General features: G+C 68.5%; 26 protein-coding genes and 3 pseudogenes. 10 read left to right on the plus strand and 19 right to left on the minus strand.

Going from position 1 to position 24,251, the window contains the following annotated elements:
• Positions 1-31 precede the first annotated feature (31 nt).
• The 5 genes from K9U15_RS07830 (at position 32) to K9U15_RS07850 (ending at position 5,768) form a co-directional block, all read left to right on the plus strand.
• A complete protein-coding gene (locus tag K9U15_RS07830) occupies positions 32-1,357 on the plus strand; it encodes an MFS transporter (RefSeq protein ID WP_096226622.1) in 1,326 nt (441 codons plus the stop codon).
• A 42-nt stretch (positions 1,358-1,399) separates the two neighbouring features.
• Positions 1,400-1,924, plus strand: a complete 525-nt coding sequence (locus K9U15_RS07835; RefSeq protein ID WP_301155867.1) for a sugar-binding domain-containing protein — start codon at positions 1,400-1,402, stop codon at positions 1,922-1,924.
• Positions 1,925-2,047: 123 nt separating this feature from the next.
• The gene (locus K9U15_RS07840) at positions 2,048-3,229 is read left to right on the plus strand and encodes a glycoside hydrolase family 2 protein (protein ID WP_301155868.1); all 1,182 of its coding nucleotides are present in this window, start codon (positions 2,048-2,050) and stop codon (positions 3,227-3,229) included.
• Positions 3,229-4,452: a galactokinase family protein gene (locus K9U15_RS07845; RefSeq protein WP_301155953.1), complete on the plus strand. Its 1,224-nt coding sequence runs from the start codon at positions 3,229-3,231 to the stop codon at positions 4,450-4,452. Before K9U15_RS07840 ends, K9U15_RS07845 begins: the two co-directional genes overlap by 1 nt.
• Positions 4,452-5,768 carry a UDP-glucose--hexose-1-phosphate uridylyltransferase gene (locus K9U15_RS07850; protein WP_301155870.1) on the plus strand — a complete coding sequence of 439 codons (1,317 nt, stop codon included), beginning with the start codon at positions 4,452-4,454 and terminating at the stop codon, positions 5,766-5,768. Before K9U15_RS07845 ends, K9U15_RS07850 begins: the two co-directional genes overlap by 1 nt.
• Positions 5,769-5,876: 108 nt before the next feature.
• Here the strand turns inward: K9U15_RS07850 and K9U15_RS07855 are convergent, their stop codons facing one another.
• Together K9U15_RS07855 and K9U15_RS07860 are read right to left on the minus strand one after the other, a co-directional pair.
• Positions 5,877-6,368, minus strand: coding sequence for a flavodoxin (locus K9U15_RS07855; RefSeq protein WP_123674288.1), 492 nt, complete (start codon positions 6,366-6,368; stop codon positions 5,877-5,879).
• A gap of 77 nt (positions 6,369-6,445) precedes the next feature.
• Positions 6,446-6,937: a LysR substrate-binding domain-containing protein gene (locus tag K9U15_RS07860; RefSeq protein ID WP_161959763.1), complete on the minus strand. Its 492-nt coding sequence runs from the start codon at positions 6,935-6,937 to the stop codon at positions 6,446-6,448.
• Between K9U15_RS07860 and K9U15_RS14525 the strand changes: the two are divergent.
• The 4 genes and pseudogenes from K9U15_RS14525 to K9U15_RS07875 form a co-directional block, all read left to right on the plus strand.
• Positions 6,888-7,151: pseudogene (locus tag K9U15_RS14525) on the plus strand (aldo/keto reductase); the annotation flags it as partial. The gene K9U15_RS07860 and the pseudogene K9U15_RS14525 overlap by 50 nt on opposite strands.
• 38 nt (positions 7,152-7,189) lie before the next feature.
• Positions 7,190-7,390, plus strand: coding sequence for an aldo/keto reductase (locus tag K9U15_RS07865; protein WP_206670922.1), 201 nt, complete (start codon positions 7,190-7,192; stop codon positions 7,388-7,390).
• A gap of 45 nt (positions 7,391-7,435) precedes the next feature.
• A pseudogene (locus K9U15_RS07870) lies at positions 7,436-7,696 on the plus strand (aldo/keto reductase); the annotation flags it as partial.
• Between the two features lie 260 nt (positions 7,697-7,956).
• Positions 7,957-9,864: an MFS transporter gene (locus K9U15_RS07875; RefSeq protein ID WP_301155871.1), complete on the plus strand. Its 1,908-nt coding sequence runs from the start codon at positions 7,957-7,959 to the stop codon at positions 9,862-9,864.
• A 57-nt stretch (positions 9,865-9,921) separates the two neighbouring features.
• On the opposite strand, the gene K9U15_RS07880 is transcribed toward K9U15_RS07875, so the two are convergent.
• The 5 genes from K9U15_RS07880 to K9U15_RS07900 all read right to left on the minus strand — a co-directional run bounded on the left by K9U15_RS07880 (position 9,922) and on the right by K9U15_RS07900 (position 12,423).
• The gene (locus tag K9U15_RS07880; RefSeq protein ID WP_301155872.1) at positions 9,922-10,440 is read right to left on the minus strand and encodes a flavodoxin family protein; all 519 of its coding nucleotides are present in this window, start codon (positions 10,438-10,440) and stop codon (positions 9,922-9,924) included.
• A gap of 26 nt (positions 10,441-10,466) precedes the next feature.
• Positions 10,467-10,886: a cyclophilin-like fold protein gene (locus K9U15_RS07885; protein ID WP_301155873.1), complete on the minus strand. Its 420-nt coding sequence runs from the start codon at positions 10,884-10,886 to the stop codon at positions 10,467-10,469.
• Between the two features lie 13 nt (positions 10,887-10,899).
• Positions 10,900-11,388, minus strand: a complete 489-nt coding sequence (locus K9U15_RS07890; protein ID WP_096226628.1) for a cyclophilin-like fold protein — start codon at positions 11,386-11,388, stop codon at positions 10,900-10,902.
• On the minus strand, positions 11,385-12,038 hold the full coding sequence (locus tag K9U15_RS07895) for a flavodoxin (RefSeq protein ID WP_227115431.1): 654 nt from the start codon (positions 12,036-12,038) through the stop codon (positions 11,385-11,387). Before K9U15_RS07895 ends, K9U15_RS07890 begins: the two co-directional genes overlap by 4 nt.
• A 109-nt stretch (positions 12,039-12,147) precedes the next feature.
• Positions 12,148-12,423 (minus strand): hypothetical protein, encoded by a 276-nt coding sequence (locus K9U15_RS07900; RefSeq protein WP_227115432.1) that lies wholly within the window; start codon positions 12,421-12,423, stop codon positions 12,148-12,150.
• 195 nt (positions 12,424-12,618) lie between these two features.
• On the opposite strand from K9U15_RS07900, the gene K9U15_RS07905 reads away from it, so the two are divergent.
• Positions 12,619-13,233 carry a Type 1 glutamine amidotransferase-like domain-containing protein gene (locus K9U15_RS07905; protein WP_123674284.1) on the plus strand — a complete coding sequence of 205 codons (615 nt, stop codon included), beginning with the start codon at positions 12,619-12,621 and terminating at the stop codon, positions 13,231-13,233.
• An 87-nt stretch (positions 13,234-13,320) separates the two neighbouring features.
• On the opposite strand, the pseudogene K9U15_RS07910 reads toward K9U15_RS07905, so the two are convergent.
• The 12 genes and pseudogenes from K9U15_RS07910 to K9U15_RS07965 all read right to left on the minus strand — a co-directional run.
• Positions 13,321-13,626 (minus strand): annotated as a pseudogene (locus K9U15_RS07910) (peptide chain release factor-like protein); the annotation flags it as partial.
• Between the two features lie 108 nt (positions 13,627-13,734).
• The gene (locus tag K9U15_RS07915; RefSeq protein ID WP_123674283.1) at positions 13,735-14,676 is read right to left on the minus strand and encodes a HipA domain-containing protein; all 942 of its coding nucleotides are present in this window, start codon (positions 14,674-14,676) and stop codon (positions 13,735-13,737) included.
• Positions 14,677-15,011: 335 nt separating this feature from the next.
• Positions 15,012-15,731 carry an aminoglycoside 6-adenylyltransferase gene (locus K9U15_RS07920; protein ID WP_123674282.1) on the minus strand — a complete coding sequence of 240 codons (720 nt, stop codon included), beginning with the start codon at positions 15,729-15,731 and terminating at the stop codon, positions 15,012-15,014.
• 37 nt (positions 15,732-15,768) lie between these two features.
• A complete protein-coding gene (locus K9U15_RS07925) occupies positions 15,769-17,442 on the minus strand; it encodes an AMP-binding protein (protein ID WP_123674281.1) in 1,674 nt (557 codons plus the stop codon).
• A 12-nt stretch (positions 17,443-17,454) separates the two neighbouring features.
• Positions 17,455-18,006 carry a helix-turn-helix domain-containing protein gene (locus tag K9U15_RS07930; protein WP_096226635.1) on the minus strand — a complete coding sequence of 184 codons (552 nt, stop codon included), beginning with the start codon at positions 18,004-18,006 and terminating at the stop codon, positions 17,455-17,457.
• Between the two features lie 182 nt (positions 18,007-18,188).
• Positions 18,189-18,725, minus strand: a complete 537-nt coding sequence (locus tag K9U15_RS07935; RefSeq protein ID WP_096226636.1) for a 2-oxoacid:acceptor oxidoreductase family protein — start codon at positions 18,723-18,725, stop codon at positions 18,189-18,191.
• Positions 18,722-19,570: a thiamine pyrophosphate-dependent enzyme gene (locus K9U15_RS07940; protein ID WP_096226637.1), complete on the minus strand. Its 849-nt coding sequence runs from the start codon at positions 19,568-19,570 to the stop codon at positions 18,722-18,724. Before K9U15_RS07940 ends, K9U15_RS07935 begins: the two co-directional genes overlap by 4 nt.
• Before the next feature lie 3 nt (positions 19,571-19,573).
• Positions 19,574-20,647 (minus strand): 3-methyl-2-oxobutanoate dehydrogenase subunit VorB, encoded by a 1,074-nt coding sequence (locus K9U15_RS07945; protein WP_123674280.1) that lies wholly within the window; start codon positions 20,645-20,647, stop codon positions 19,574-19,576.
• 7 nt (positions 20,648-20,654) lie between these two features.
• Entirely contained in the window at positions 20,655-20,861 is a 207-nt protein-coding gene (locus K9U15_RS07950) for a 4Fe-4S binding protein (protein ID WP_096226639.1), read from the minus strand.
• Positions 20,862-20,928: 67 nt separating this feature from the next.
• Positions 20,929-21,654, minus strand: coding sequence for a ParA family protein (locus K9U15_RS07955; RefSeq protein ID WP_301155875.1), 726 nt, complete (start codon positions 21,652-21,654; stop codon positions 20,929-20,931).
• Positions 21,651-23,432 carry an AMP-binding protein gene (locus K9U15_RS07960; RefSeq protein ID WP_096226641.1) on the minus strand — a complete coding sequence of 594 codons (1,782 nt, stop codon included), beginning with the start codon at positions 23,430-23,432 and terminating at the stop codon, positions 21,651-21,653. The genes K9U15_RS07955 and K9U15_RS07960 overlap by 4 nt, the downstream gene beginning before the upstream one ends.
• A 134-nt stretch (positions 23,433-23,566) precedes the next feature.
• Positions 23,567-24,151 (minus strand): helix-turn-helix domain-containing protein, encoded by a 585-nt coding sequence (locus K9U15_RS07965; protein ID WP_087189656.1) that lies wholly within the window; start codon positions 24,149-24,151, stop codon positions 23,567-23,569.
• Positions 24,152-24,251 lie beyond the last annotated feature (100 nt).

The raw sequence follows: 24,251 nt of genomic DNA on the forward strand, positions 1-24,251 counted from the left end.
AGTTGTTTCCTCCGAGAGAATCGACGATGCCATGCCTGCCGAGCACGCCTCCCTGCCCCGCCCCGGCCTGACGAGGAAGTCGTGGGCGCTCATCATCCTGCTGTCGTTCTTCGGGCAGGTGGCCTGGGCGCTCGAGAACAACTTCTTCAACCTGTTCATCCAGGACGCGTTCGGCGCGTCGCTCTCCGACGTGGCGCTCATGGTGTCCGCCTCGGCGCTCACGGCCACGGCCACGACGCTGTTCGCGGGCGCGTGGTCGGACCGCGTCGGGCGGCGCAAGGCGTTCATCGGCGTGGGCACCGTGCTGTGGGGCGCTTCCATCATCGTGTTCGCCTACCTGCAGTCTATCTCGTCGGCGCTCGCCGGCACCGCGGCGGCGGCCATGGCGTTCGGCGTGACGCTCACCATCGTGTTTGACTGCGTGATGACGTTCTTCGGCAGCCTGGCGAACGACTCGTGCTTCAACGCCTGGATCACCGACATCACCTGCGAGGAGAACCGCGGGCGCGTGGAGGGCGTGAACTCCGCCATGCCGCTGCTCGCGATGCTCGCGGTGTTCGGCGGCGCGCTGTTCTTCATGATCGTGCGGCCCGACGGCACGGTGACCTACGACTACCCGCTGTTCTTCACCATCGTCGGCGTCGCGGTGATGGCGCTCGGCGCGGGCGTGCTCCTGTTCATGGACGACTCGGCGCCCGGCCGCGCGCCTACGGGCGGCTACCTGGCAAGCGCGCTCTACGGCTTCCGCCCGCAGGCGGTGCGCGAGAACCGGATGCTTTACCTGGTGCTTCTGGGCTACCTCGTGTTCGCCACGGCGCTGCAGGTGTTCATGCCCTACTACGTGCTGTACCTGCGCCTGCCCTACATCCTGGGCGAGAGCTACGTGTTCGTGATGGCGCCGGGCATCGCGATCGCGGCCGTGTTCACCATCCTCTACGGCAAGCGGGTCGACGCCTGCGGGTTCCGGCGCGCGGTGGTGCTGCCGCTTCTGCTGTTCGTGGCGGGGTGCGTGGTGCTCACGCTGCTCACGGGCATGGCGGGCGTGTTCGCGGGGTCGGTGCTGATGCTCTGCGGCTACCTGGGGGCGGTCGCTTGCTTCGGCGCGGAGGTGCGCAACAACACGCCCGCCGGGCGCGTGGGGTCGTTCCAGGGCGTGCGCATCTTCATGGCCGTGCTCGTGCCGATGCTCGTTGGGCTGTGGATCGGCTCGGCTTTGAGCGCGGGCTCGGGGGCGCTCGGGTTCGGCGTGGTGGGCGACGGGTTCACGCCGTCGTCGCTCATCTTCCTGGGCGGTGCGGCCGTGGCGCTGCTCACGTTCGCCGTGCTGCCGTTCATCAAGAAGAGCAAAATGTCATAGAAGGGGACTGTCCCTTCTATGACATTTTCGGAGGAGGCGAAAATGCTCGATATCAAACGCGTGCTGGCGAGCGCGCCGCGCAAGCCGGAGGACGCGGAGCTGCGGGAGCTGCTCACGCCGTGGGGCGAGGCGCTGGCGGCGGGCGGGGAGCGGGCGAAGGTCCATCCGCGGCCGCAGCTCGCGCGCGAGGCCTTCGAGCTGCTCGACGGGTGGTGGGACTACGCGATCGCGGCCGTCGCCGATGCGGGGGGCGCGTGGCGCGACGCTCCCCCGCCCGCCGCCTGGGACAGGCGCATCCGCGTGCCGTTCTCGCCGGAGGCGCCGTTGTCGGGCGTGCGCCGGCAGGTGCGGCCCGACGAGCTTCTGTGGTACCGGCGCGCGCTGTCCTGCACGAAGCCCGCGGGCGGCGAGCGCGTCATCCTGCATTTCGACGCCGTGGACTGGGCGTGCGCGTGCTACGTGAACGGGACGCGCGTCGGCGAGCACAGGGGCGGCTACCTGCCGTTCTGCTTCGACGTCACTGACGCGCTGGCCGATGGAGAGAACGAGGTCGCGCTGTGCGTGTAGGACCCCAGCGATGCCGGCACCCAGCTGCGCGGAAAGCAGCGGCTTGCGCGCGGGGGCATCTGGTACACCGCGCAGAGCGGCATCTGGCAGAGCGTCTGGCTGGAAACGGTGCCCGAGGAGCACGTGGTCGCGCTGGTAATCGACCCGCGGCCCGACGAGGGGAAGCTCATGCTCTCCGCAGCCGTGCGCGGCGAGGCGACGCTGGCCGTGCGGCTGCTCGATGACGACCGCGAGGTGGCGCGCGGCGAGGCGCGTGCGGAGAACGGCCGTTGCGAACTCGCGCTGGACGTGCCGAACCCGCATCTGTGGAGCCCGGACGACCCGCATCTCTACGACCTCGAGCTCTCCTTCGGCCGCGACCGCGTGAAGAGCTACTGCGCCTTCCGCACCGTGGGCGTCGAGCCCGACGCGCAGGGCGTGCCGCGCTTCTGCCTGAACCACGAACCTCTCTTCCTGCGCGGCGTGCTCGACCAGGGCTACTGGCCCGACGGCCTCATGACCGCGCCGGACGACGAGGCGCTCGCCCACGACGTGCGCGCGATGCGCGAGGCGGGCTTCAACCTCTTGCGCAAGCACATCAAGGTGGAGTCCGACCGCTTCTACTGGTGGTGCGACAAGCTGGGGATGCTCGTGTGGCAGGACATGGTGAGCGGAGGGGCGGCTCCAAACCCGTGGCACTCGAGCTACAAGCCCACGTTCTTCCGCAGCTCGTGGGGCCGCTACGCCGACGACGACCCGCGCCGCTTCCCCGGCCTGGCCGCCGACGACCCGGCGTTTCGCGCGGAATGGGCCGAAACGTGCGCGGGAACGGTGCGCCATCTGCGCAACCACCCCTGCGTCGTCGCCTGGGTGCTGTTCAACGAGGCGTGGGGGCAGTTCGACGCATGCCGGGCCGTGGAGGCGGTGCGCGCGCTCGACCCGACGCGCCCCATCGACGCGGTGAGCGGGTGGTACGACCAGCGCTGCGGCGACTTCCTCAGCGTGCACAACTACTTCCGGCCGCTCGAGGTGTACCCCGACGCGGCCCAGCCGCCGCGCGCGTTCGTCATCTCGGAGTTCGGCGGGCTGTCGCATCACGTGGACGGGCACTCCTCGCTGGAGACGTCGTACGGGTACGGCTCCTCGGGCGACCTCGCGTCGTTTCGGGGCGCCGTGCGCGCGACCCTCGCCCAAGCCGACGCGCTCGAGGGAGAGGGGCTCGCGGGCTACGTGTACACCCAGCTCTCCGACGTGGAGGAGGAGACGAACGGGATTCTGACGTACGATCGGCGCGTGAACAAGCTCGCGGAAGGAGGCGCGCCGTGATGCGGACCGAGGAAGAGGCGTTTGAGTGCTTGAAGGGGCGGTTCGCGGATCGTTTCGGCAACATGGCCGGCCGAGCCCTCGCGTTCGCGTCCGCGCCGGGGCGCGTGGAGCTGGCCGGCAACCACACCGACCACCAGGGCGGGCGCACGATATCTACGGCCATCGACCGGCGGATGTTCGCCTTGGCCGCGCCGAACGGCGAGGACGTGATCCGCGTGAGCATGGAGGGCTTCGGCGAGGCGGCCATCGACGTGGGAGACCTCGAGCCGCGCGCGGAGGAGCGCGGCTCGTCGGCGGCGCTCGTGCGCGGCATGGCGGCCGCCTACGTGCGCGCGGGCGGCGAGCTGCGCGGCTTCGACGCCGTGACGTGCTCGGACATCCCCGCCGGATGCGGAGTGTCCTCATCGGCCGCCTTCGAGATGCTGACGGGCCTGCTGATCCGCGCGCTCTGCGATCCGGAGGGCCTGGACCCGCGCCGCAGCCTCGTGCGGCTCGCTCTCGACGGGTCGTGGGCCGAGGACGTCCACTTCGGCAAGCCCACGGGCGCCCAAGACCAGCTGGCGAGCGCCTTCGGCGGCATCGTGGCCCTCGACTTCGCCGGCGCCGAGCCGTGCGTCTCCCCCGTTTCCTTCGACGTGCGCGCAAGCGGGCACGCCCTGTTCCTCGTGGACAGCCGCTGCGACCACTCCCGCCACACCGACGAGTTCGTGGCCGTCCCCGCCGATATGTTCGCCGTCGCGCGGCACTTCGGGCGCGAGCGGCTCGAGGACGTGCCCTGCGAGGCGTTTCTCGAGGACCTCGCGGGCGTGCGCGCCGAGCTGGGCGACCGCGCGGCCCTGCGCGCTCTCCACTACTTCGAGGAGACGCGGCGCGTGGCGGCGCAGCGGCGGGCGCTCGAAAAGGGCGACTTCCCGATGTTCCTCGCGCTCGCGCGCCAGTCGGGGATGTCGTCGGCGCAGTTCTTGCAGAACGTGTCGCCGCGCGCCGACGCCTCGGGCGCCGAGCAGCCCGCGATGGTGGTGCTCGCGCTGTGCGCGCACCTGTTGGGAGAGAAGGGCGCGTACCGCATCCATGGCGGCGGGTTCGGCGGCAGCGTGCTCGCCTTCGTGCCGGACGCCGAGGCCGAGGCGTTCCGCGCGCAGATGGACGCGCTGCTGGGCTTCGAGGCCTGCCTGCCCGTGGCCATCGGCGCGCCGGGTGCGTGCGCGCGGAGGATCGGCTGATGGGCGCGCCGCTGCCCGCGCCGGAAGAGGTGCGCGCGGAGTTCGACCGCCTGCTCGCGCAGGACGCGGAGGCTGCCGTCGCTTACCTGCACGACCTGGGCGCTTCGAGCGGCTACCTCGACGAGGCGGCCGTGGCGCGCACCATCCGTTGGACGGCGGCGAGCCCCTACGGCGAGCTGGAGATCACCATCAACCGGTCCAAGCCCGAGAAGGACCCGCGCGCCATCGCCGCCGCGGCGGCGCGCAGCGCGGTAGCGGACGCTCCCACGGGCCCCGGCGTCCCCCGCTGCGACCTCTGCTGGGAGAACGAGGGCTTTCCCGGCGCGCCCGGGCGCCCGGCCAAGCCCGGCCTGCGCATCGCCGCCATCGAGCTGGGTGGCGAGCGCTGGGGCCTCCAGTTCTCGCCGTACGCGTACTTCGACGAGCACTGCATCGCGCTCTCGGCCGAGCACCGGCCCATGAGGATCGACGCGCCCTGCCTCGAGCGGCTGCTCGATTTTGCCGACCTGTTCCCGTTCTACTTCATAGGATCGAACGCCGATCTGCCCATCGTGGGCGGATCCATCCTCTCCCACGACCACTTCCAGGGAGGACGTCACGTGTTCCCCCTGATGAAAGCCCCCGTCGAGCGTGAGGTGGCGCTCGCGGGGCTGCCTCAGGTGGGCTGCGGCGTCGTGCGCTGGCCGGCCTCCGCGCTGCGGCTGGCCTCGCATGACCGCGCCGCGCTCGCCCGCGCTGCAACGCGCATCCTGGAGGCGTGGCAGCGCTTCTCCTTCGAGCCGTGCGGCATCGTCGCACATGACGCGGACGGCCCGCACAACACGCTCAACCCCATCGTGCACCGCGAAGGCGCGCTCTACGTGATGCACCTCGTCCTGCGCAACAACCGCGTCGACGACGCGCGGCCGTGGGGCGTCTTCCACCCGGGCGCGCAGCTGCACCATCTCAAGAAAGAGAACATCGGCCTCATCGAGATCATGGGCCTCGCCATCCTGCCGCCGCGCCTCGCCCGCGAGCTGCCGGCCGTGGAGCGGGAGCTCGCCAAGGCCGCGCGGGCAGGCCGGACGCCGCAGGAGGCGGAAGCGCTCCTGCTCGAGCGCGAGGCGACCGCGTCCCACGCCGCCTGGGCCGTCAGCGTGCTCGCCCGACGAGCGGCCGAGCTGGCCTGCGAGGACGCGCGCGCCGAGGCGATCGGCCCCGTCCTGCGCGAGGAGGTCGGCGGGGCGTTCGCGCGCATCCTCGCCTGCACCGGCGTGTTCAAGCGCGACGCTTCGGGCCGCGCCGGCTGGGACGCGTTTATCAAGAAGCTCGGCTGAGCGTCCAGGGCAAGGCGGGCAGCCTCGGGCCGGAGGCGTCGTAGCGTTTCGGGCGGGCCGGGCGCGGGCTGCGGCACAGCGCCGTTGCAGCCCGCGCCCGCCTGCGCGTTACAGCCCGAGGCTTTCCACCCAGCGGGCCACCTCGGCTTCGCTCGCACGGCTCGAGAGGCGCTTGCCGGGCTTCCACGTCGTCTCCGGCGAGCAGCGCTCGTGCAGGATGGACTCGGTGCCGCCCAGGCCGCTGCCGCCCGACGTGGCGAAGGGCACGACCGTCTTGCCCGAGAAGTCGTAGGCTTCCAGAAACGTGCTGACGATCGTCGGCGCCACGTACCACCAGATGGGGAAGCCGACAAACACGATGTCGTAGGCGTCCATGTTGCCCACGCGGCTCGCGACGGCCGGGCGCGAGGAGGGGTCGTTCATCTCGATGCTGCTGCGGCTTCGCTTGTCGTTCCAATCGAGGTCGGCCGCCGTGTAGCGCACGGCGGGCTCGATCTCGTGCAGGTCGCCGCCCGTCGCCTGCGCGATCGTCCGCGCGAGCCGCTCCGTCTCGCCGCTTGCGGAAAAGTACGCCACGAGGGTTTTCTTGTCGTTCGCCATGATGGGATCTCCTTTTGATCGGACCGGTTGCGAACCTATCGTAGCTCTTGGAGCGCACTCCAAGTCAACAGGAAATCTCACGGGAGCGCGGACAGCCCCAGCCGACGCTCCAGCCAATCCATCAGCTCGCCGAGCGGGCTTCCCGGCCTCTCGCGCATGGCCAGGTAGAACGTCACGTGCACGTCGTCGTCTTCGAGGGGGACGGACACGCGATCGAGACCGGCGCGCATAAGTTCCGATTCGCCCGTAACGAAGCTCGGCAGCGGAGAGGTGCGCGCCAATTGGCTGAACACCAGGTAGTCGTCCTGCGTGACGTAATGGGCGCGCGGCATGAGGCGCTCGCAGATGCCGCGCCAGAAACCGATGCCGGCGTACAGCAAAAAGGTCTCGCCGTCCAACTCCGCGAGCGTGAGGGAGGGACGACCCGCCAGCGGGTGCGCGCGCGGGAGGGACGCGTACAGGTCCTCGCGCATGACGACCACGCTGCGCACGCCCTCTCTTTCCGGCCGAAATGGCAGGATGGCGAAATCGAGGGTGCCGTCCAGCAGCCTGCGCTCGAGCTCGGCCACGGGCATCGCCCTGGAAACAGGGTATCGCCACATCGACACCGCCCAAGCGTACTACAACGAGGAGGGCGTCGGACGGGCCGTCGCGAAGAGCGGCGTGGCGCGCGACGAGCTGTTCCTCACCACCAAGGTGTGGATCTACCACGCCGGCGAGAAGAACGCGGCGGCCTCCATCGACGGATCGCTGCGCAAGTTGGGATGCGACTACGTCGACCTGCTGCTGGTCCACCAGCCCTTCGGCGACTACTACGGAACTTGGCGGGCCTTGGAGGCCGCATACGCTCCGGCAAAGCACGCGCCATCGGCGCGTCGAACTTCTACCCGGACCGCCTGGTCGACCTCTGCCGGTTCAGCGAGATCAAGCCCATGGTGGACCAGGTGGAGACGCACGTGTTCCAGCAGCAGCGCGCCGCGCGCGAGGTCATGGACCGCCACGGGGTGGCGCACGAGTCCTGAGGGCCGTTCGCCGAGGGCCGCAACGGCCTCTTCGCGAACCCGGCGCTCGCGGCCGTGGGCGCGAAGCACGGCAAGACGGCCGCCCAGACGGCGCTGCGCTTCCTCATCCAGAGCGGCGTGGCCGTCATTCCCAAATCCTCGCGCAAGGAGCGCATGGCCGAGAACTTCGAGGTGTTCGACTTCGTGCTGGACGCGGAGGGCCTGGACACGATTCGCGCGCTCGACCAGGGAGAAAGCCTTTTCTTCAGCCATTATGACCCGGAATTCGTCGAGTCCATGGCCGATTTCGGCCATCGCGTGCTGTAGCGAGGCCAAGCCTCTCCGAGCCTGCCTTCGCACATTCGGCCGCTCGGAAATTCTCGCTTGATTTTTCGCGAAACCGACCGATATAATACGAGGGCTTCAAACAACTGAAGAGGTATTGCAAACGACACATGTGGTGCTTTCCGGCACGTAAATCTGATCACGGTACAAGATCTGATGACGGAACCGGCGCGCTGCATGTGTCTTTTTTTGCACCGGGTGCCCGCGCCCCGGTGCGTGGGCAGGAAAAGGAGGTATCGGCTTTGACTGCAACACTTCGCGAACCCTCGACCATCGTGGCGGTGGCGGCGTTCGCCGCGTTCCTCGCCACGTTCAACGAGACGTTCCTCAACGTGGCGTTCGCGCCTATCATGGCAGACCTGGGCGTGGACGTGTCCACCGTGCAATGGCTTGCCACGGCCTACATGCTGGGCGCAGCCGTCATGGTGCCGGTGTCGGCGTTCGCCTACCGCAGCGTGCCCACCCGTCCGCTGTTCGTGGCCACTGTGGCGCTGCTGGTGGTCGGCAGCGTCATCGGCGCGCTGGCGCCGAGCTTCCCCGTCCTGCTGGCGGGACGCATCGTGCAGGCGCTCGGCACGGGGCTGCTCATCCCCATCGGCATGAACATCACGCTCGAGGTGGCCCCGCGCGAGAAGCTGGGCACCTACATGGGCATCATGGGCGCCATGACCACGCTCGGCCCCTCGCTGTCGGTCATCGTGGCCGGCGTGCTTCTGGCCGCGTTCGACTGGCACATGCTCATGGCGGTGTTCGCGGTGCTCACGGCGGCGTGCCTCGTGTTCGGCGCCGTCATGCTGGGCGACGTCGCGAAGCTCACGCATCCCAAGCTCGACGCCCCCTCGGTGGCGCTCGTGGGCATCGCGCTCATCGGGCTCATGTACGGCGTGTCCACGGCGTTCTCGGGCAGCATCGCCGTGGCCGCAGCGGCGGTCGTCGTCGGCGCTGCGTTCCTCGCGCTGTTCGTGCGGCGCCAGAAGCGCCTCGAGCAGCCGCTCATCGACCTGCGCCCGCTGTCGGTGCGGCCGTTCGCCGTGGGCGTGGTCGCGAACATGCTGTCGCTCGTCACCATCTTCGCCATGAACATCATCGTGCCCACCTACCTGCAGAGCGTGCTGGGGATGGACTCGCTCGTGGCATCGCTCGCGCTGTTCCCGGCCATCATGCTGTCGTGTGCGGCCTCTCCTCTGGCGGGACGCATCTACGACAAGCACGGCGCGCGCGTGCTGCTGCCGGTCGGGTTCTTGCTCATCGGCGTGTTCGCGGCGCTCGTGTCGCTGTTCATCTCCACCGGGTCGGTGCTGCTCATCGCCCTGCTCTACATCCCCGTCATCTGCGGATCGGCGCTCATCATCGGGCCCGTGCAGAGCTTCGCGCTGTCGCACCTGGACCCCGAGCTGAACCCCCACGGCGTCACCGTCATGAGCACGGGCTTCCAGATCGCGGGCTGCATCGGCTCGTCGCTGTTCACCGGCGTGTACGCGGCGGTGCTGGGCGGCCGGGCCGCAGCGGGGGCGTCGGCGTTCGACGCAGCGAGCACGGGCTTTTTGGCAGCCGGCCTTCTGGTGGCGGCCTTCGCGCTGGCGGGCTTCTTGCTGGCGCTGCGCGTGCGCTCCTACGAGAAGGCGCAGGCCGCAAGCCGCACGGCCGCGGCGCGCACGGCCGGCGCACCTGCGGCCGCGCCGCTCGCCTCCATCATGAAGGCCGACGTGTGGGCGCTTCCCGCCGACGCCACCGTGCTCGACGCCGTGCGCCTGTTCTCCGAGCGCGGCATCTCGGGCGCGCCCGTGGTGGACGGACGGGGCGACGCGGTGGGCTTCGTGTCCGACGGCGACGTGATGCGCACGCTGGCCGACCAGACGCCGGCCTTCAAGAGCGCGTACTCGTTCGTGGTCGAGCGGGGCAACGCCGACTTCGACCAGACGGTGGCCGCCGTCATGGGCCAGCCGGTCACCGAGATCGCCACGCGCCACGTGATCAGCGTGGATTTGCACGACGAGCTGGGCGGCATCTGCAAGGTGCTGGCCGACCGGCACCTGAAGAAGGCGCCCGTGATGGACGGCGGGCGCATGGTGGGCATCGTGAACCGCTCGAACATCGCGCGCTACTCCATGGCCACCTACCTCGACGGCCTCGCGCCGGAGGCGTCGTAGCGCGGCCCGCGGCGGGCGCGAGCCGCGGGCGGGCTGCGGCTGCGCCCCCTGCCTCGCCTACAGGGAGCGGCCGAAGGCGCGCAGCTCCTCCAGCTTGGCGCTCGAGCGGTTCTCCGCGCCCGCGGCGGTGAAGACGCCGCAATCCTCCGCCCCGAAGTAGCCCTGGATGAAACCGTGGTAGATTCGCTCGGAGGCCGCGTACACGTCCGCCGCGCCCGAGCTGAGTATGAGCGCCATCTTGCGCGCACGCTCAGGCACGCCGAGGGCGTAGGTGCGGTGGATGGCGCAGTGCAGCTGTCCCGAGAACGAGCCGTAGTATACAGGGCTCGCCAACACCAGCATGTCGGCCTCGTTCCAGCGCGCGTACACCTGCTCCATGTCGTCGCGCTGGACGCAGGCGCCGTCCCCCCTCGTATGGCAGAACTCGCAGCCCTTGCACCCGGCGATGTCGAGCGCGGCCACGTCGATCACCTCCACTGCGTGGCCCGCCTCGCGCGCGCCTCCCGCGAACGCGCACACCAGCGCGGCGGTGTTCCCGTTCGGACGTGGGCTTCCGTTCAATACGAGGATATCCATGATCTCGCGCTCCTTGTCCCGGCCGCTCACGCGACCGCCTCGATACGCAGGGCGAACGCGCCCTCCAGCTGCTTAAACACGGAAAGCGGCCCGTCGACGGCGCCCATCGTCACCTGGTCGTCGTAAGCCGCGGACCCCTCTTCCCCTCCGAACAGCACGGCGAGCCAGCCGCCGCGCGGGTTGTAGTTCAAATCGCCGTTCGTCCAACCGTCGTGCACCTGCGCCTCGTCGTAGAGCAGCGAGAACGGTAGGCGGCCGCAGAAGTCGACGCCCGTGCCGCTCACGTCGACGGTCACGGGCAGCCGCGCGGCGAAGGCCCGTGCCGTTTCCGTGCCGTTCAGGCGCGCCGGCACCTCCACGTCGCCGAAGCGCAGCACGATAGCCGTGGCCCCGTCCGCCTCGCTCCCTTCCCCATCGTCCATGCGAATTCTTCTCTCGTCCTTCATGCAAGTTCCTTTCTCAGATGGTTACAAACGTCACGTCTACGCTCGGCGCTGCGGCGAGGGCCGCGAGGGCCGCCGCATCCTCGACGCGCCCCAGGCGCGTGTATCGGTACGGGGTGTCGAACGACTCGTAGAACAGCACCGCGCAGTCGTCGCCGTAGAGCATGAGGTCGCCCGCCTCGACGCGGCCGGGAGCGTACGGGCTCGTCGGCAGCGGCGCGTCCAGGGCAGCGAACTTCTCGTTGCCGTTCAGGTCGTCCATGGCCAGCTCGAGCGGCAGCAGGGCGGCGAACGCGCGAGCGGCCTCGCCCTCGTCGAGCACCGCCTCGACCGCGGCACCGTCGAACGAGAGGCGGATGCGGGGCACAGGCTCCTGCGCGGATAGCCGCGCGCCGCCGTCCGGCCCCGGCGCGCATCCGGCCAGCATGCCGCCCACGAGCGCGGACGCGCCGACGCCGGCCGACCCCATCACGAACGTGCGCCGGTCGAGAACGCTCTTCCTCATGCAAGCCCCGATCCCTCGAGCCACGGCCCCACCTCGTCGAGCGCGTCGGGCAGGCTGCCGCGCGTGAGGTGCAGGGCGTCGCGCACATCGGCCGCAGGGCACAGCTCGCGCAGGGCGTCGAGGGCGACGGCGTTGCCGCTCGAGCTGCTCGTGGAGAACGGGGCCGCCGTCTTGCCCGCCAGGTCGTGCTTCGCGAGGAACGACCGCACGACGTGCGGCAGCTGCCCCCACCAGATGGGGTGGCCCAGGTACACGGTGTCGTAGGCATCCCAATCCTGCACGGCGGCTGCCAGCGGTGGCAGATAGTCCTCGTCCTGCTCGCGCTGCACCTGCGCCGTCATGGCGTCGTAGTCATCGGGCCACGCGTCGGTCGTCTCGATGCGGAAGAGGTCGGCCCCCGTCGCCTCGGCGATGCGCTCAGCCACCGTGAGCGTGGTGCCCGAGTACGAGAACACCGCCACGAGGGCGCGTCCGCCGCCGGCTTTCGGCTCGGGGGCCGCCGCAGGCTCGGACGTTTCGGGCGCCGCTACGGGTTCGGGCGCTTCGGGTGCCGCGGACTCGTCGCCCGCCGCGCACCCGGCCAGCATCCCGCCGCCGAGCACTGCCATGCCGAAGCCGAACGACCCCATCACGAAGGTCCGCCGATCCATGTCTCGCTTCTCCATACCTGTCTCCCATCGCTTGCGATCGTCTGATCCGCCTTGAACTCTACGCTTTGGAGCTTGCTCCAGGTCAAATGGAGATTGCATGTGCGCAGGCTCATCGCAGTATGCGGACGAGCTCGATGCCCTCCGCCTCGTCACGGTCGCGGCTGTAGAGACGCTCGACCGCGTTGTTCCAATGCTCGTGGACGCCGAGGCTTCCCACCGGGTTGCCCTCGCCGTCGCGGTAGGCCGCGCCCGACGGCGGCGCGGCGACGAGGGCGGCCTCGTGCAGGTAGTTCTCCACGCCCAGGTTGCCGTCGAGCGCGGCGTTGCGCGACATGACCGCCGGCTGGTTGATGAGGAAATCGGCGCCCACCGAGTCGAGCGCCACGCACAGCTGCCCAGCACCCCGCCCGCCAGCGCCGCCGCCCCGAGCGCGGCCGCGCCCATGACGAACGTGCGCCGATCCATGCGCGCTGCCTTGCGAGCGCCCTTCATCTCGTTCATCGCGACCCCTTTCGTCGTCGGCTTCCTGGTACCATAGCGGCTGGAGCGCACTTCAGGTCAAGCGGGAAAGGACGGTTTTATGGAGAAACTGCTTCTCGTTTCCCTGTTTCAGAACGTCACGGGCCTCCTTAGGCAAGTCGAACCCGCCCTCAAAGGTAAATCCGTCACCTACATCCCCACGGCCAGCTTCGCCGAGAGCCGGGGGTTCCTCGCCCGCATGAGCCGATGGGTGCTGCGCGGCATGGGCCTGCGCGTGGACACAGTCGACGTGTCCACCGAGCCCTACGAGACCATGCAGCGCGCGTTCGAACGCAACGACCTCGTCTTCGTCGTGGGCGGCAACACGTTCTACCTGCTGCAGGAGCTGAGGAAATCGGGAACCGACGAGCTGCTGCGCGAAGCGGTGCGCGCAGGAAAGCTCTACATCGGGGAGTCGGCCGGGGCCATCGTCGCGGCGCCCGACATCGCGTACTCGCGCGCCATGGATCGCCCCGATCGCGCTCCCGACCTGCACGACACCGCCGGGCTCGGCCTCGTCGATTTCTACCCGGTGCCTCATGAAGGCAATCGCGAGCTCGGGGCGGCAGCCGCGCAGATCGTCCGCGAGCATGCCGAAGCCCTCGACGTGCGCCCGTTCAATGACAAGCAGGCTCACTACGTGGAGAACGGCGTGGCGCGGGTACTCAATACGTAAGAAAAGCCCAGCAAGAAACAGCTCAGCGCAGAGGGCCTCGCCGACGGCTGCGCCCGCGAGGCCGCGGAGCTCCCCTGAGCAACGCCCTCACTCCCCGTCCACGGGGCGCCGCTGCGCCTTCACCTGCGCGCGGCGATGCTTGTCGGCGAGGCGCGCCTCCCTGGCTCGGCGCGAGGGCTTCGTGGCGCGGCGAACCTTCGGCGGGCGCGCCTTGGCCTCGAACAGCCGGCGCAGCTTCTGCAGGCACAGCTGCCGGTTGCGGAACTGGCTGCGCGACTCGCGGGACGTCACCGCGATGCCGCTCGGCCCATGCACCATGCGCACGGCGGAGTCGGTGGTGTTCACGCACTGCCCGCCCGGCCCGCTCGCGCGGAACACCTGCACGTCGCAGTCGCGCGCGATCTCATCGAGCGTCATCTGCGCCCAGCGGGCGAAATCGCGGTATGTCGGGGATTCGGAGTCCATGCGAGCATGATAGCGCAAACGGGCCGCGCGCAGAGCCTATCCGGTAATCCGCCGATAGACGGGCAGGAAGCCGTCCTCCAATCGACGGCGGAGCAGCAGTTTATGCGAGGATCGCACGCCTTCTGTCATAAGCACCCGACCGAAAGCCTCTGCCGGAACGCTGTCGATAAGGGCGCAGACGGCCTCCATGTCCACCGTCTCAACGAACCTAACGAGCGCCGCGTCCAAATCGGGATTGCGCGTAGAGGCTAGGTACTCGAACGGATGGATGGCCCTGCCTCGACCATCCTCGCTCGGCAACCGATAGCAAGACACGTTCGTGCCGAAGGCGTCCTGCTCGATATTTTCATCGCCTGTCAGACGGCTCTCCGCAAGCGAGGGACTCCTCTTGCTGAACAGCGAGCTTCCCAGATCATATACCGGCGCCAGCTCGTAGGAGCGGCCGACGTCCATGAGCAAGCCCCAGTTGCCGTTGTTGCGATCAGGGTTCTTGATGAAGGCATCGACCACGAACATATCCCAGAAGCGCTCTCGCACGCCCGGCATCGCGCGCAGCAGGTCAGACGTCTCGATGGTAGCAAGAACATCGCCCAAGTACACGCTCTCGCCATCGGACGGCGCAGAGTTGAACCCCGCGTCATCGTCAGAAAGCGCGTTCTTGATCTCCCGGAATTCGAACAGGCGCTTGTCGGGATAAGTGAAGTCTTTGCAGGCGCACACGACCTTCCCCGCCCGATAACCCAGCATCGTCTCATGCACAGGGATGCCCAGCGATGCGTAGATACGAGCGCCCACGTACTCGGAAACCGGACTCGAGGTGTAGGGCGGCAGGTGTTTCCCTTCCAGATCGCGTGTGGTACGGGGGTACTTTGCGATCCAAGGCTCTCCGTCGATGAGGATGCCCTCCTTCTGCCCGGCGCGCCCGCCGTAGAACAAGCCGCTTTTGCCGCAATCTCGCAGATCGACGATTTCAACCATGGTTCACACCTCCCGTTCCGTTGCCCCGCCCGCGTTGCGCTCGATTGTACCAGAAGGAAGCAGACGGGCGTGTCTTCGTCGCCCGGTCGAAAGAAATCGGATCAGGTTCGCCCTTCCACGCCCGATAGGCAAAGCGTCTAAAAAGGCCTGCCCTTTTCGGATACGACCCGCTCGGCCGCCGTCGCACCAAAGAACATGAGGGCCTATCGCAGGTCCTTGAGGGTTTCCAGGTAGGCGTCGATCTTCGGACGGTCGTTCGGGCACTCGTACGAGAGAGCTTCGCACGCCTCCGCCATCGACGCCTCGAACAGATCCATCGCGGCGCGCAGGGCCTTCTACGCCGCGTCGACGGAATCGAGCCGGTACGTGCCGAGCAGGAGCTCGCGCTCGGCCGGCTCCAAGAGGCGGGGCAGCAGCTTGTCGTGCTTGCCCGCGTTCAGCGGGAAGCCGTGGCGCGCGCCGGCCGCGTAGCCGAGCATGCGGAGCAGCTCGACGCGCACGATCTGCTCGAACGTCCAGTTCGCGCACAGCAGCTCGTCGCGCAGCAGCCCGCGCGCCACGTACGTGCAGGAGAGGTAGAATTCGTTCGCGCAGTCCCTCGCATGCGCCGACGGGGGCCGCTGCACCCAGAACCGCTCGTCGGACGGCCGCAGCGCGTCGGGGCAGAGGCCGTCCTTGTCGAGCAGCACGCGGATGAGCGGATCCTGCGCGAAGTACGCTTCCCCGTCCTCGAGGGGGACCAAGGTGAGGTCGATCTTCACGCCGTCCGAGAACAGCATGAGGTACGAGAACCACCCTGTGGGGAAGTCGGGCGGGAACAGCTCCATCGCCTCCGGCTTCTGCATGAGCACGATGTCGCCGAAGCGTCCGAGCCACCCGTCGGAGCACGTGAAGCCCTCCACGTCCGAGACGAGGAAGGTCACATCGTAGTCCTGCCAAGCGTCCGAGGTAGCGTTCGGGTTGGCGCGGCTCCCTTCGAGCGTCATGGCGCGGATGCGCTCGTCCGCGCAGGCGATTTCCTCGAACAGCGCGAACATCTCGGCAGGCGATCTCATGCGTGCTCCTTGCGGTTCTTCAGGCGCGGCGGAGCCCCTAGTCCTCGATGCCGTCGTTGTTGCGGATGAGCTTGCGCTTGATCTTGCCGCCGATGGTCTTCGGCAGCTCGTCCACGAACTCCACGATGCGCGGGTACTTGTACGGCGCGGTCGTGTGCTTCACGTGGTTCTGCAGCTCCTTGACCAGCTCGTCGGAGGGCTCGTAGCCGCGCGCCAGCACCACGGTGGCCTTCACCACCTTGCCGCGGATGGGGTCGGGCGCGGCCGTGACGGCACACTCCACCACGGCGGGGTGCTCGATGAGCGCGCTCTCCACCTCGAAGGGGCCGATGCGGTAGCCCGAGCACTTGATCACGTCGTCGTTGCGGCCCACGAAGAAGCAGTAGCCGTCCGAGTCGCGCCACGCCATGTCGTGCAGGTTGTAGTACTCCCCGCCCACGGCCTCGCGCGTGCGCTCCGGCTCGCGGTAGTAGCCCGTGAACAGCCCCGGCGGGTACGCCTCCTTGAGGCCCGTGACGCAGATGGCGCCCTCCTCGCCGTCGGGCACCTCGATGCCCTCTTCGTCGAGCAGCTTGATGTTCAGCAGCGGCGACGGCTTGCCCATCGATCCCGGGCGCGGCTCGATCCACGGGAACGTGGCCAGGAGCACCGGGCCCTCGGTCTGGCCGAAGCCCTCGCGGATGTTCTTGCCGGTCAAGCGCTTCCACGCGATGGTGACCTCGGCGTTGAGCGGCTCGCCCGCCGTGGCGAAGTTGTGCACGCTCGACAGGTCGAAAGAAGCCACGTCCTCCTGCAGCATGAAGCGGTACATCGTCGGCGGCGCGCAGAACGTGGTCAGCTGGTAGTCCTGGATCTTCTGCAGCAGCTTCGTGGGCACGAACTTGTCCATGTCGTAGGCGAAGATGGTGGCGCCGGCGATCCACTGGCCGTAGATCTTGCCCCAGCCGAACTTCGCCCAGCCGGAATCGGTCACGCTCATGTGCAGCGTGTCCTCCTCCACCTGCTGCCAGTACTTCGCCGTGATGATGTGGCCCAGCGGATGCGCGAAGTTGTGGCACACGGCCTTCGCCATGCCGGTGGTGCCCGACGTGAAGTAGATGAGCATGGTGTCCTTGCTCGTGACGCCGGCCTCGCCCATCGGGCGCTCGAACTCGTCGGACTCGCCGGCGATCAGCTCGTCGAACGGCGTCCAGCCCGCGCGCTCGCCTGCCACGATGATGCGGTTCTCGATGGACGGCGAATCGGGCAGCGCCTCCTCGGTCTGCGTGCACACGTAGTCGTCGTCCACGCACACCATCATCTTCACCTGCGCGGAGTTGGCGCGGTACGCGATGTCCTTCTTCGTCAGCTGCAGCGACGCGGGGATGATGGTGGCCCCCAGCTTGCACAGCGCCACGGCGCACACCCAGTACTCCCAGCGGCGGCGCAGGATCATCATGACCACGTCGCCCTTGCCGATGCCCAGCTTGCGAAACGCGTTGGCCGCCTGGTTCGACAGGCGCGACAGGTCGGTGAACGTGAAGGTGCGCTCGTGGTCGTGGTCGTCGCACCACACGAGCGCGCGCTTCCCGGGCTCGACGCGCGCCCACTCGTCCACCACGTCGAAGCCGAAGTTGAACGCCTCGGGCACGTTGATCTGGAAGTTCTCGAAGAAGTCCTCGTAGGAGTCGAACTCGATGCGCGGACAGTACTTTTTCAGGATATGGTTCACGGGTCGCGCTTCCTACTCTGCGATGATGGTCACGAATTTGGCGGGCACGTCGCTCCCGCAGCGCTGGCCGTGCGGGTGCTCGGGGTTGAAGTAGATGCTGTCGCCGGCGTTCAGCTCGAACTCCTTGTCCTCCCACGTCACCACGACGGTGCCCTCCAGCACCAGGTTGAACTCCTGGCCGGTGTGCGTCACGAGCTTGGCCGGCTCGTCGGAGGGGTCCAGCACCACCAGCAGCGGCTGCATGATCTTGCCGGTGTAGCGCCAGGCCAGGTCCTCGAAGTGGTAGCCCGGGTAGCGGTCCACCTCGCGGCCCTCGCCGTTCTTCACCACCTGGTAGGTCTGCAGCTTGGCGGCCGTGCCGGTGAGGATCTCGGTGAACTCCACGCCGAAGTGGTGCGCCATGTGGTAGATGGCCGAGATGGGCACGTCCGCGCCCGTGGCCTCCCATTCCTCATACGTCTCCACCGGCACTTCCAACTCGGCCGCCATGTCCTCGACCGTGACGTCGCACGCCTCGCGCAGGCCCTTGATGCGCAGCCCTATCTCGGCGAATTCGGTTACCATCGTGTTCCTTTCCAACCTCATAGGTCCATATCAGTCAGCGAGGCTTCCCGTGGTGCCCGATCTCGCCCCGTTTCGCGGCCGAGCGTGCTTCGCACGTGAGGGCAAGCGAAGAAGGGGCGAGATCGGGCACCACGGGAAGCCGCAGCATCGACCATTCCGCCGGCCGGCAAGCCGGCGGAATATCATGCTTCCATGCCCAGCGTGAGGGCCTTCTTGTTCATCTCCAGCATGGCGGCCTTGCTGGCCGGCACGCACTTCTCCATGGCCTTCCACAGCGTGTCCTCGGCGCAGAAGCGCGTCTCGGCGAACAGCTTGCCGGCCATGATGATGTTGGCGAGCTTCTTGAAGCCGGCCTCCTCGGCCATGGCGGTGGCGGGGATGGCGCACACGTTCACGCCCGGCACGTCCGGGATGTCCGCGATGAGCGTGGAGTCGGCCACCACGACGCCGCCCTCGGTCACGCTGCGCTCGAACTTGTCGAGCGAGGGCTGGTTCATGGCGATGAGCGCGTTCGGCGCGAGCACGAGCGGGCTTCCGATGGGGTCGTCGGACAGGCACACGCTGCAGTTCGCGGTGCCGCCGCGCATCTCGGGGCCGTAGGAGGGAAGCCACGACACCTCGCGGTCCTCGAGCAGGCCGGCGTAGGCGATCAGCTTGCCGGCGAACAGCACGCCCTGGCCGCCGAACCCGGCGAGCACGATGTTCAGGGAGCGGCTCATCGCGCACCTCCTTCCGCCTGCGGCGCGGGGTTCGCGATCGGGCAGTCCGCAGCGCGGGCCGCCGCGGCCTCGGCCGCGTTCGCGAAGCCCTCGGCGCGCACGTCCTTGTACACGCCCAGCGGGTAGTACGGCAGCATGTTCTCGCGCATCCAGTCGAACGAGTCCTGCGGCGTCATGCCCCAGTTCGTGGGGCACGTGGCCACCACCTCCACGAGCGAGTAGCCCGCGCCGTCGATCTGGGTCTGGAACGCCTTCTTGATGGCCTTCTTCGCCTTGCGCACGTTCTTCGGGCTGTCCGCCGTCACGCGCTCGAGGTACGCCACGCCGTCGAGCGAGCTCATGAGCTCACACACGCGGATGGGGAACCCGGCCGCGTCGGTGTCGCGGCCGTAGGGCGAGGTCTGAGTCACCTGGTTCGGCAGGCTGGTGGGGGCCATCTGGCCGCCCGTCATGCCGTAGATGGCGTTGTTGATGAAGATGACGGTGATGTTCTCGCCGCGTGTGGCCGCGTGGATGGTCTCGGCCATGCCGATGGAGGCAAGGTCGCCGTCGCCCTGGTAGGCGAACACGACGTTGTTCGGGTGCACGCGCTTCACCGCCGTGGCCACCGCCGGGGCGCGCCCGTGCGCGGCCTCGATCATGTCGCAGCCGAAGAAGTCGTAGGCCATGACGGAGCAGCCCACGGGGGCCACGCCCACGGCGTCGCCCTCCACGTCCAGCTCGTCGAGGCATTCCGCCACGAGGCGGTTGATGATGCCGTGCGTGCAGCCCGGGCAGTAGTTCGTCACCACGGGAAGGAGCGCGTGCGGGCGCTCGAACACCACTTTGGTCTCTTTCTCGGCCATGGGTTACTCCCCTCCCTTCATCATGCGATCGTTCAGGTCCTCGATCTGGGCCAGCACCTCCACGGGCGTCGGGATGACGCCGCCGGTGCGGCCGAAGAACTCCACAGGGCACCGCCCGTTCACGGCGAGGCGCACGTCGTCCACCATCTGGCCCATGTTCATCTCCACGGTGAGGAAGGCCTTGGCGGTGGGCACGGCTGCCTCGAGCGCGTCCACGGGGAACGGCCACAGCGTGATGGGGCGGATGAGGCCGGCCTTCACGCCCTTCGCGCGCGCCTCGACCACGGCGCTGCGCGCCACGCGGGCGCTCGCGCCGAACGCCACGACCACCACGTCGGCGTCGTCGACGAGGAACGTCTCGGCGCGCTGCTCGTCGCGCTCGATCTGGGCGTAGCGCTCGTAGCGCTCGATGTTCAGGCGCTCCAGCTCGTCGGCCGTGAGGTAGAGCGAGTTCACCACGTTGTGCGGCCGCGCATGCTTGTGGCCGGTGGTGGCCCAGGGCTTCTCGATCTGCTCGTCGCGCGGCTCGGGCATGACCACGGGCTCCATCATCTGGCCGAGCATGCCGTCGGCGAGGATCATGACGGGCGTGCGGTACTTGTCGGCCACGTCGAAGGCCGTGAACGCGTAGTCGGCCATCTCCTGCACCGTGGAGGGCGCGTACACCACCACGCGGAAGTCGCCGTGGCCGAGCGCGCGCGTGGCCTGCCAGTAGTCGGCCTGGGACGGCTGGATGCCGCCGAGGCCCGGGCCGCCGCGCTGCACGTTGATGATGACGCCCGGCAGGTCCGCGCCGGCCATGTAGGAGATGCCCTCGCCCTTGAGCGAGATGCCCGGCGACGAGGACGACGTCATGACGCGCGCACCCGCAGCGGCCGCGCCGTACACCATGTTGATGGCCGCGATCTCGCTCTCGGCCTGCAAAAACGTCCCGCCCACCTTGGGCATGCGCTTGGACATGTAGGCCGCGAGCTCCGTCTGCGGCGTGATGGGATACCCGAAGAAGAAGCGGCAGCCGGCGCGCATGGCCGCCTCGGCCAGCGCCTCGTTGCCCTTCATGAGCACTTTCTCTGCCATGCCCAGCCTACCTTTCCACCGTGATGGCCACGTCCGGGCACATCGTCGCGCACGACGCGCAGCCCGTGCACGCGTCCATGTCGACGCAATGCGCCGGGTGGTAGCCCTTCGCCGTGATCGTGTCGTCGTCAAGCTCGATGATATGCACGGGGCATGCGTCCACGCACAGGCCGCACCCCTTGCAGAAGGAGTCGTCTACGCTGATTCTCGCCATGATCCGCCTTCCTCGTCTCGTCAGTCATGCACGCTCGGCGCCGCCGAAGCGCCGCCGCTCTCTCGTCTTATTGCCAGGGAGTTTTCACATATACTCGCACAGGATAGGGCGCGCCCGCCCCTCCGTCCCGCCCAAAGCGGGGAAATTGCCGGTCAGCGTCCTGGCCGGCCGCATCGGCAGGCACCGTGGTGAAGGCCAGCGGCAGGCCCGCGAGGCGCGCGACCTCCTGGGCGAAGGGGATGCCCGCGGCCACCACGGACGCGTCGGTGTCCTCCTGCAGGTGCGTGTTGTTGGCAACGGCCGTGGCGGCAAGGTGCGACTTCGCCTCGATCTCGCGCAGCACCTCCACCGCCTCGGCGGGCTCCTGCGTGAGGTTGCGGCTGCGGTTCACCACGTAGAGCATCTCGTAGGGCCCGGCCGCCACCGTCTTGGCGAAGCGCCCGAGCGCCGTGGCGCCCAGGCCGTCGCCGCCCGCGTCCACGATGAGCAGCCGCCCCTCCCCCGCGCGCGCCTGCTCGACGGCCGGCAGGATGGTGCCCGACAGGCTCGGCCCGTCCAGGTTCGTGCCTGCGAACACCGGCGCTATCACGCGCGCGCCCGCCTCGTCCAAGAGGCCGCGGTAGTCGCTCGAGCGGAAGAACGGGTTCACCACGTCCAGGTCCACCACCGTGACCTCCAGCCCGCGCGCCGCCGCGTCGAGCGCCAGGTTGAGCGAGAGGTTGGTCTTGCCAACGCCGTAGTGGCCGGTCACCACCAGGACGGGCGCGGCAGGCGCCCAAGCCGCGGGCGTCACACCAGCCCCTCGGGGGTCTTGGGCTTCTCGTCCTCCTGGCGGATGGCGGCGCGGCGGATCTTGCCGTTCACGGTCTTGGGCAGCGCGTCCACGTACTCCACGATGCGGGGGTACTTGTAGGGCGCGGTGCGCTTCTTCACCCAGGTCTGGAGCTCCTTCGTGAGCTCGCTCGTGCCGGCGAAGCCCTCGGCCAGCACCACGGTGGCCTTCACGGCCTTGCCGCGCACCGGGTCGGGCACGCCGGTGACCGCGCACTCGCGCACGGCCTCGTGCTCGAGCAGCACGCTCTCGATCTCGAAGGGCCCGATGCGGTAGCCGCTCGACTTGATCACGTCGTCGTTGCGGCCGACGTACCAGAAGTAGCCGTCCTCGTCGCACCAGGCGGTGTCGCCGGTGTGGTACCAGCCGTCGTGCACAGCCGCGGCCGTCTTCTCCGGGTCGCGGTAGTACTCCAGCATGATGCCGGCGGCCTTCTCGCGCACGTCGATGCACACCTCGCCCGTCTCGCCCGTGTCGCAGCGGCTGCCGTCCTCGCGCTGGATCTCCACGTTGTACAGCGGCACCGGCTTGCCCATGGAGCCCGGGCGCGGGGTGGATCCCGTGAGGTTCGCGATGGTGAGCGGCGTCTCGGTCTGGCCGAAGCCCTCGTAGATGGTGAGGCCCGTGTGCTCCTTCCAGAAGTCGAACAGGTCGGGGTTGAGCGCCTCGCCGGCGGTCGTGGAGTACGCGAGCGTGGACAGGTCGTAGGCGTCCACGTCCTCGGCCATCATCATGCGGTACATCGTGGGCGGGCAGCACAGCGTCGTGATGCCGTACTTCCCGATGAGCGATAGGATCTCGGAGGGATGGAAGCGGTCGAAGTCGTACGTGAACACGCACGCCTCCATGAGCCACTGGCCGTAGTACTTGCCCCACACGGCCTTGCCCCAGCCGGTGTCGGCGATGGTGAAGTGCAGGCCGTCGGGCTGCACGTTGTGCCAATGCTTGGCTGTGACCAGGTGCGCGATGGCGTACTCGGAGTCGTGCAGCACCATCTTCGGATTGCCCGACGTGCCGCTCGAGAAGTACATGAGCATGGGGTCGGCCGCCTTCGTCTCCACGCGCGCGAAGTCGGCCGAGGCCGCGCGCACGCCCGTGTTGAAGTCGAGCCAGCCCGCGCGCTCGGCCGGGGCCGCGCAGACGCCGTCGGGGCCGGAGAGCGCGGGCCCGAGCGGCAGCCCGTCGTCGGGGAACACGAGGTTGCCGTCCGCGTCCTCGGGCGTGAGGCCGCCGCCCGCGCCGTTCACGAGCATCCTCACCTGAAGCGTGGGGCACGCGTCGGCCACGTTGTCCACCACGTTCGCGATGTCGCCGAGCGACGTGGCGATGATCGCCTTGATGGACGCGCCGTTCAGGCGGTACTCAAGGTCGTGCTCCTTGAGCATGAAGGTGGCCGGCACCATGACCGCGCCGAGCTTCGCGAGCGCCGTGGCCACGAACCAGAACTGGTAGTGGCGGCGCAGGATGACCATGACGTAGTCGCCGCGGCCGATGCCGGCGTCCGCCAGGTAGTTCGCGGTCTTGTCCGACCACTCCTTCATGTCGGCGAACGTGAACGCGTGCTCCTCGCCCTCGGGGTTGCACCACACCATGGCGCGACGGTCGGGGTCGGCAAGCGCGATGTCGTCGACCACGTCATAGCCGAAGTTGAAGCTCTCGGGGCATTTGACGGCGAAATCGGTCAGCAGGCCTTCCTCGTCGTAGGTCTCTTCGACGAAGCGGAGGTTGATGTTTCTCATGGGTGTTCTCTTCCTTGGAGGCAATGCGGCGGGCAGCCCGCCGCGAGGCGGATACGATCATCGATGCGTCGGCGCCTGACCTGACGCCCGCCTCGGCCCATCAAGGGCGACGAGCCGAGGAGAGGTGGCGGCGCCTAGATAATCGCGTCCCCGTGGGGCTTCATGACGATGGCCAGGAACGTGCACGGCTCGCCGCCGGTGGCGATCATGCCGTGGCCGCGGCCGGAGTCGTACATGAGCAGATCGCCCGCTCCCAGCTCCTCGATATGGTCCTCGTAGGCGAAGCGCATCTTGCCCGACAGGATGAAGTCGAGCTCCTGGCCCACGTGGTAGGACAGGTGGATGGGAGCATCCTGCTCTTCCTCGAGGTAGGGCGCAGTGACCAGGAACGGCTCGGCCAGCTTGTTCTTGAAGTGGGGGGCCTTGTGCAGGTACTCGAAGCCCGCGCGGCGCTTGATGGACAGCCCGTCCGCCGCGCGCGTGAGCGAGTAGCCCGACAGGTGAGGGTTCTCGCCGGTGAGCAGCTCGATGACGTCCACGCCCAGGCGCTCGGCGCACTTGTAGAGGAACGTGAACGACAGGTCCTGCGCGCCCGATTCCTGGGCGGCGTACTCGGCAAGGGTGCGCCCGGTGGCGTCCGCCATCTCCTGCTGGGTGATGTCGAGGTCTTCGCGCAGCGCCCGAATTCGCCCTGCCACCTCTTCGATATTCGGCTCCATAGTCGCTTGACCTCCTTCTCAACGTCGCGGCAGCGTCGCTTGGATGGGGGGCGGCCCTGCCTTGCCTGGTAAAAAGTTTTCCCATTGTATAGCAAATCGG

The sequence above is a fragment of the Gordonibacter sp. RACS_AR68 genome (genome assembly GCF_030418485.1).
Lineage (GTDB): Bacteria > Actinomycetota > Coriobacteriia > Coriobacteriales > Eggerthellaceae > Gordonibacter > Gordonibacter urolithinfaciens.

What these genes read in the sequence shown, in the direction of transcription:
- K9U15_RS07830 (WP_096226622.1), top strand. Translation starts at nt 32, where the DNA reads ATGCCTGCCGAGCACGCCTCCCTGCCCCGCCCCGGCCTGACGAGGAAG.
- K9U15_RS07835 (WP_301155867.1), top strand. Translation starts at nt 1,400, where the DNA reads ATGCTCGATATCAAACGCGTGCTGGCGAGCGCGCCGCGCAAGCCGGAG.
- K9U15_RS07845 (WP_301155953.1), top strand. Translation starts at nt 3,229, where the DNA reads ATGCGGACCGAGGAAGAGGCGTTTGAGTGCTTGAAGGGGCGGTTCGCG.
- K9U15_RS07850 (WP_301155870.1), top strand. Translation starts at nt 4,452, where the DNA reads ATGGGCGCGCCGCTGCCCGCGCCGGAAGAGGTGCGCGCGGAGTTCGAC.
- K9U15_RS07855 (WP_123674288.1), bottom strand. Translation starts at nt 6,368, where the DNA reads ATGGCGAACGACAAGAAAACCCTCGTGGCGTACTTTTCCGCAAGCGGC.
- K9U15_RS07880 (WP_301155872.1), bottom strand. Translation starts at nt 10,440, where the DNA reads ATGGATATCCTCGTATTGAACGGAAGCCCACGTCCGAACGGGAACACC.
- K9U15_RS07885 (WP_301155873.1), bottom strand. Translation starts at nt 10,886, where the DNA reads ATGAAGGACGAGAGAAGAATTCGCATGGACGATGGGGAAGGGAGCGAG.
- K9U15_RS07890 (WP_096226628.1), bottom strand. Translation starts at nt 11,388, where the DNA reads ATGAGGAAGAGCGTTCTCGACCGGCGCACGTTCGTGATGGGGTCGGCC.
- K9U15_RS07895 (WP_227115431.1), bottom strand. Translation starts at nt 12,038, where the DNA reads ATGGATCGGCGGACCTTCGTGATGGGGTCGTTCGGCTTCGGCATGGCA.
- K9U15_RS07905 (WP_123674284.1), top strand. Translation starts at nt 12,619, where the DNA reads ATGGAGAAACTGCTTCTCGTTTCCCTGTTTCAGAACGTCACGGGCCTC.
- K9U15_RS07915 (WP_123674283.1), bottom strand. Translation starts at nt 14,676, where the DNA reads ATGGTTGAAATCGTCGATCTGCGAGATTGCGGCAAAAGCGGCTTGTTC.
- K9U15_RS07920 (WP_123674282.1), bottom strand. Translation starts at nt 15,731, where the DNA reads ATGAGATCGCCTGCCGAGATGTTCGCGCTGTTCGAGGAAATCGCCTGC.
- K9U15_RS07930 (WP_096226635.1), bottom strand. Translation starts at nt 18,006, where the DNA reads ATGGTAACCGAATTCGCCGAGATAGGGCTGCGCATCAAGGGCCTGCGC.
- K9U15_RS07935 (WP_096226636.1), bottom strand. Translation starts at nt 18,725, where the DNA reads ATGAGCCGCTCCCTGAACATCGTGCTCGCCGGGTTCGGCGGCCAGGGC.
- K9U15_RS07940 (WP_096226637.1), bottom strand. Translation starts at nt 19,570, where the DNA reads ATGGCCGAGAAAGAGACCAAAGTGGTGTTCGAGCGCCCGCACGCGCTC.
- K9U15_RS07945 (WP_123674280.1), bottom strand. Translation starts at nt 20,647, where the DNA reads ATGGCAGAGAAAGTGCTCATGAAGGGCAACGAGGCGCTGGCCGAGGCG.
- K9U15_RS07950 (WP_096226639.1), bottom strand. Translation starts at nt 20,861, where the DNA reads ATGGCGAGAATCAGCGTAGACGACTCCTTCTGCAAGGGGTGCGGCCTG.
- K9U15_RS07960 (WP_096226641.1), bottom strand. Translation starts at nt 23,432, where the DNA reads ATGAGAAACATCAACCTCCGCTTCGTCGAAGAGACCTACGACGAGGAA.
- K9U15_RS07965 (WP_087189656.1), bottom strand. Translation starts at nt 24,151, where the DNA reads ATGGAGCCGAATATCGAAGAGGTGGCAGGGCGAATTCGGGCGCTGCGC.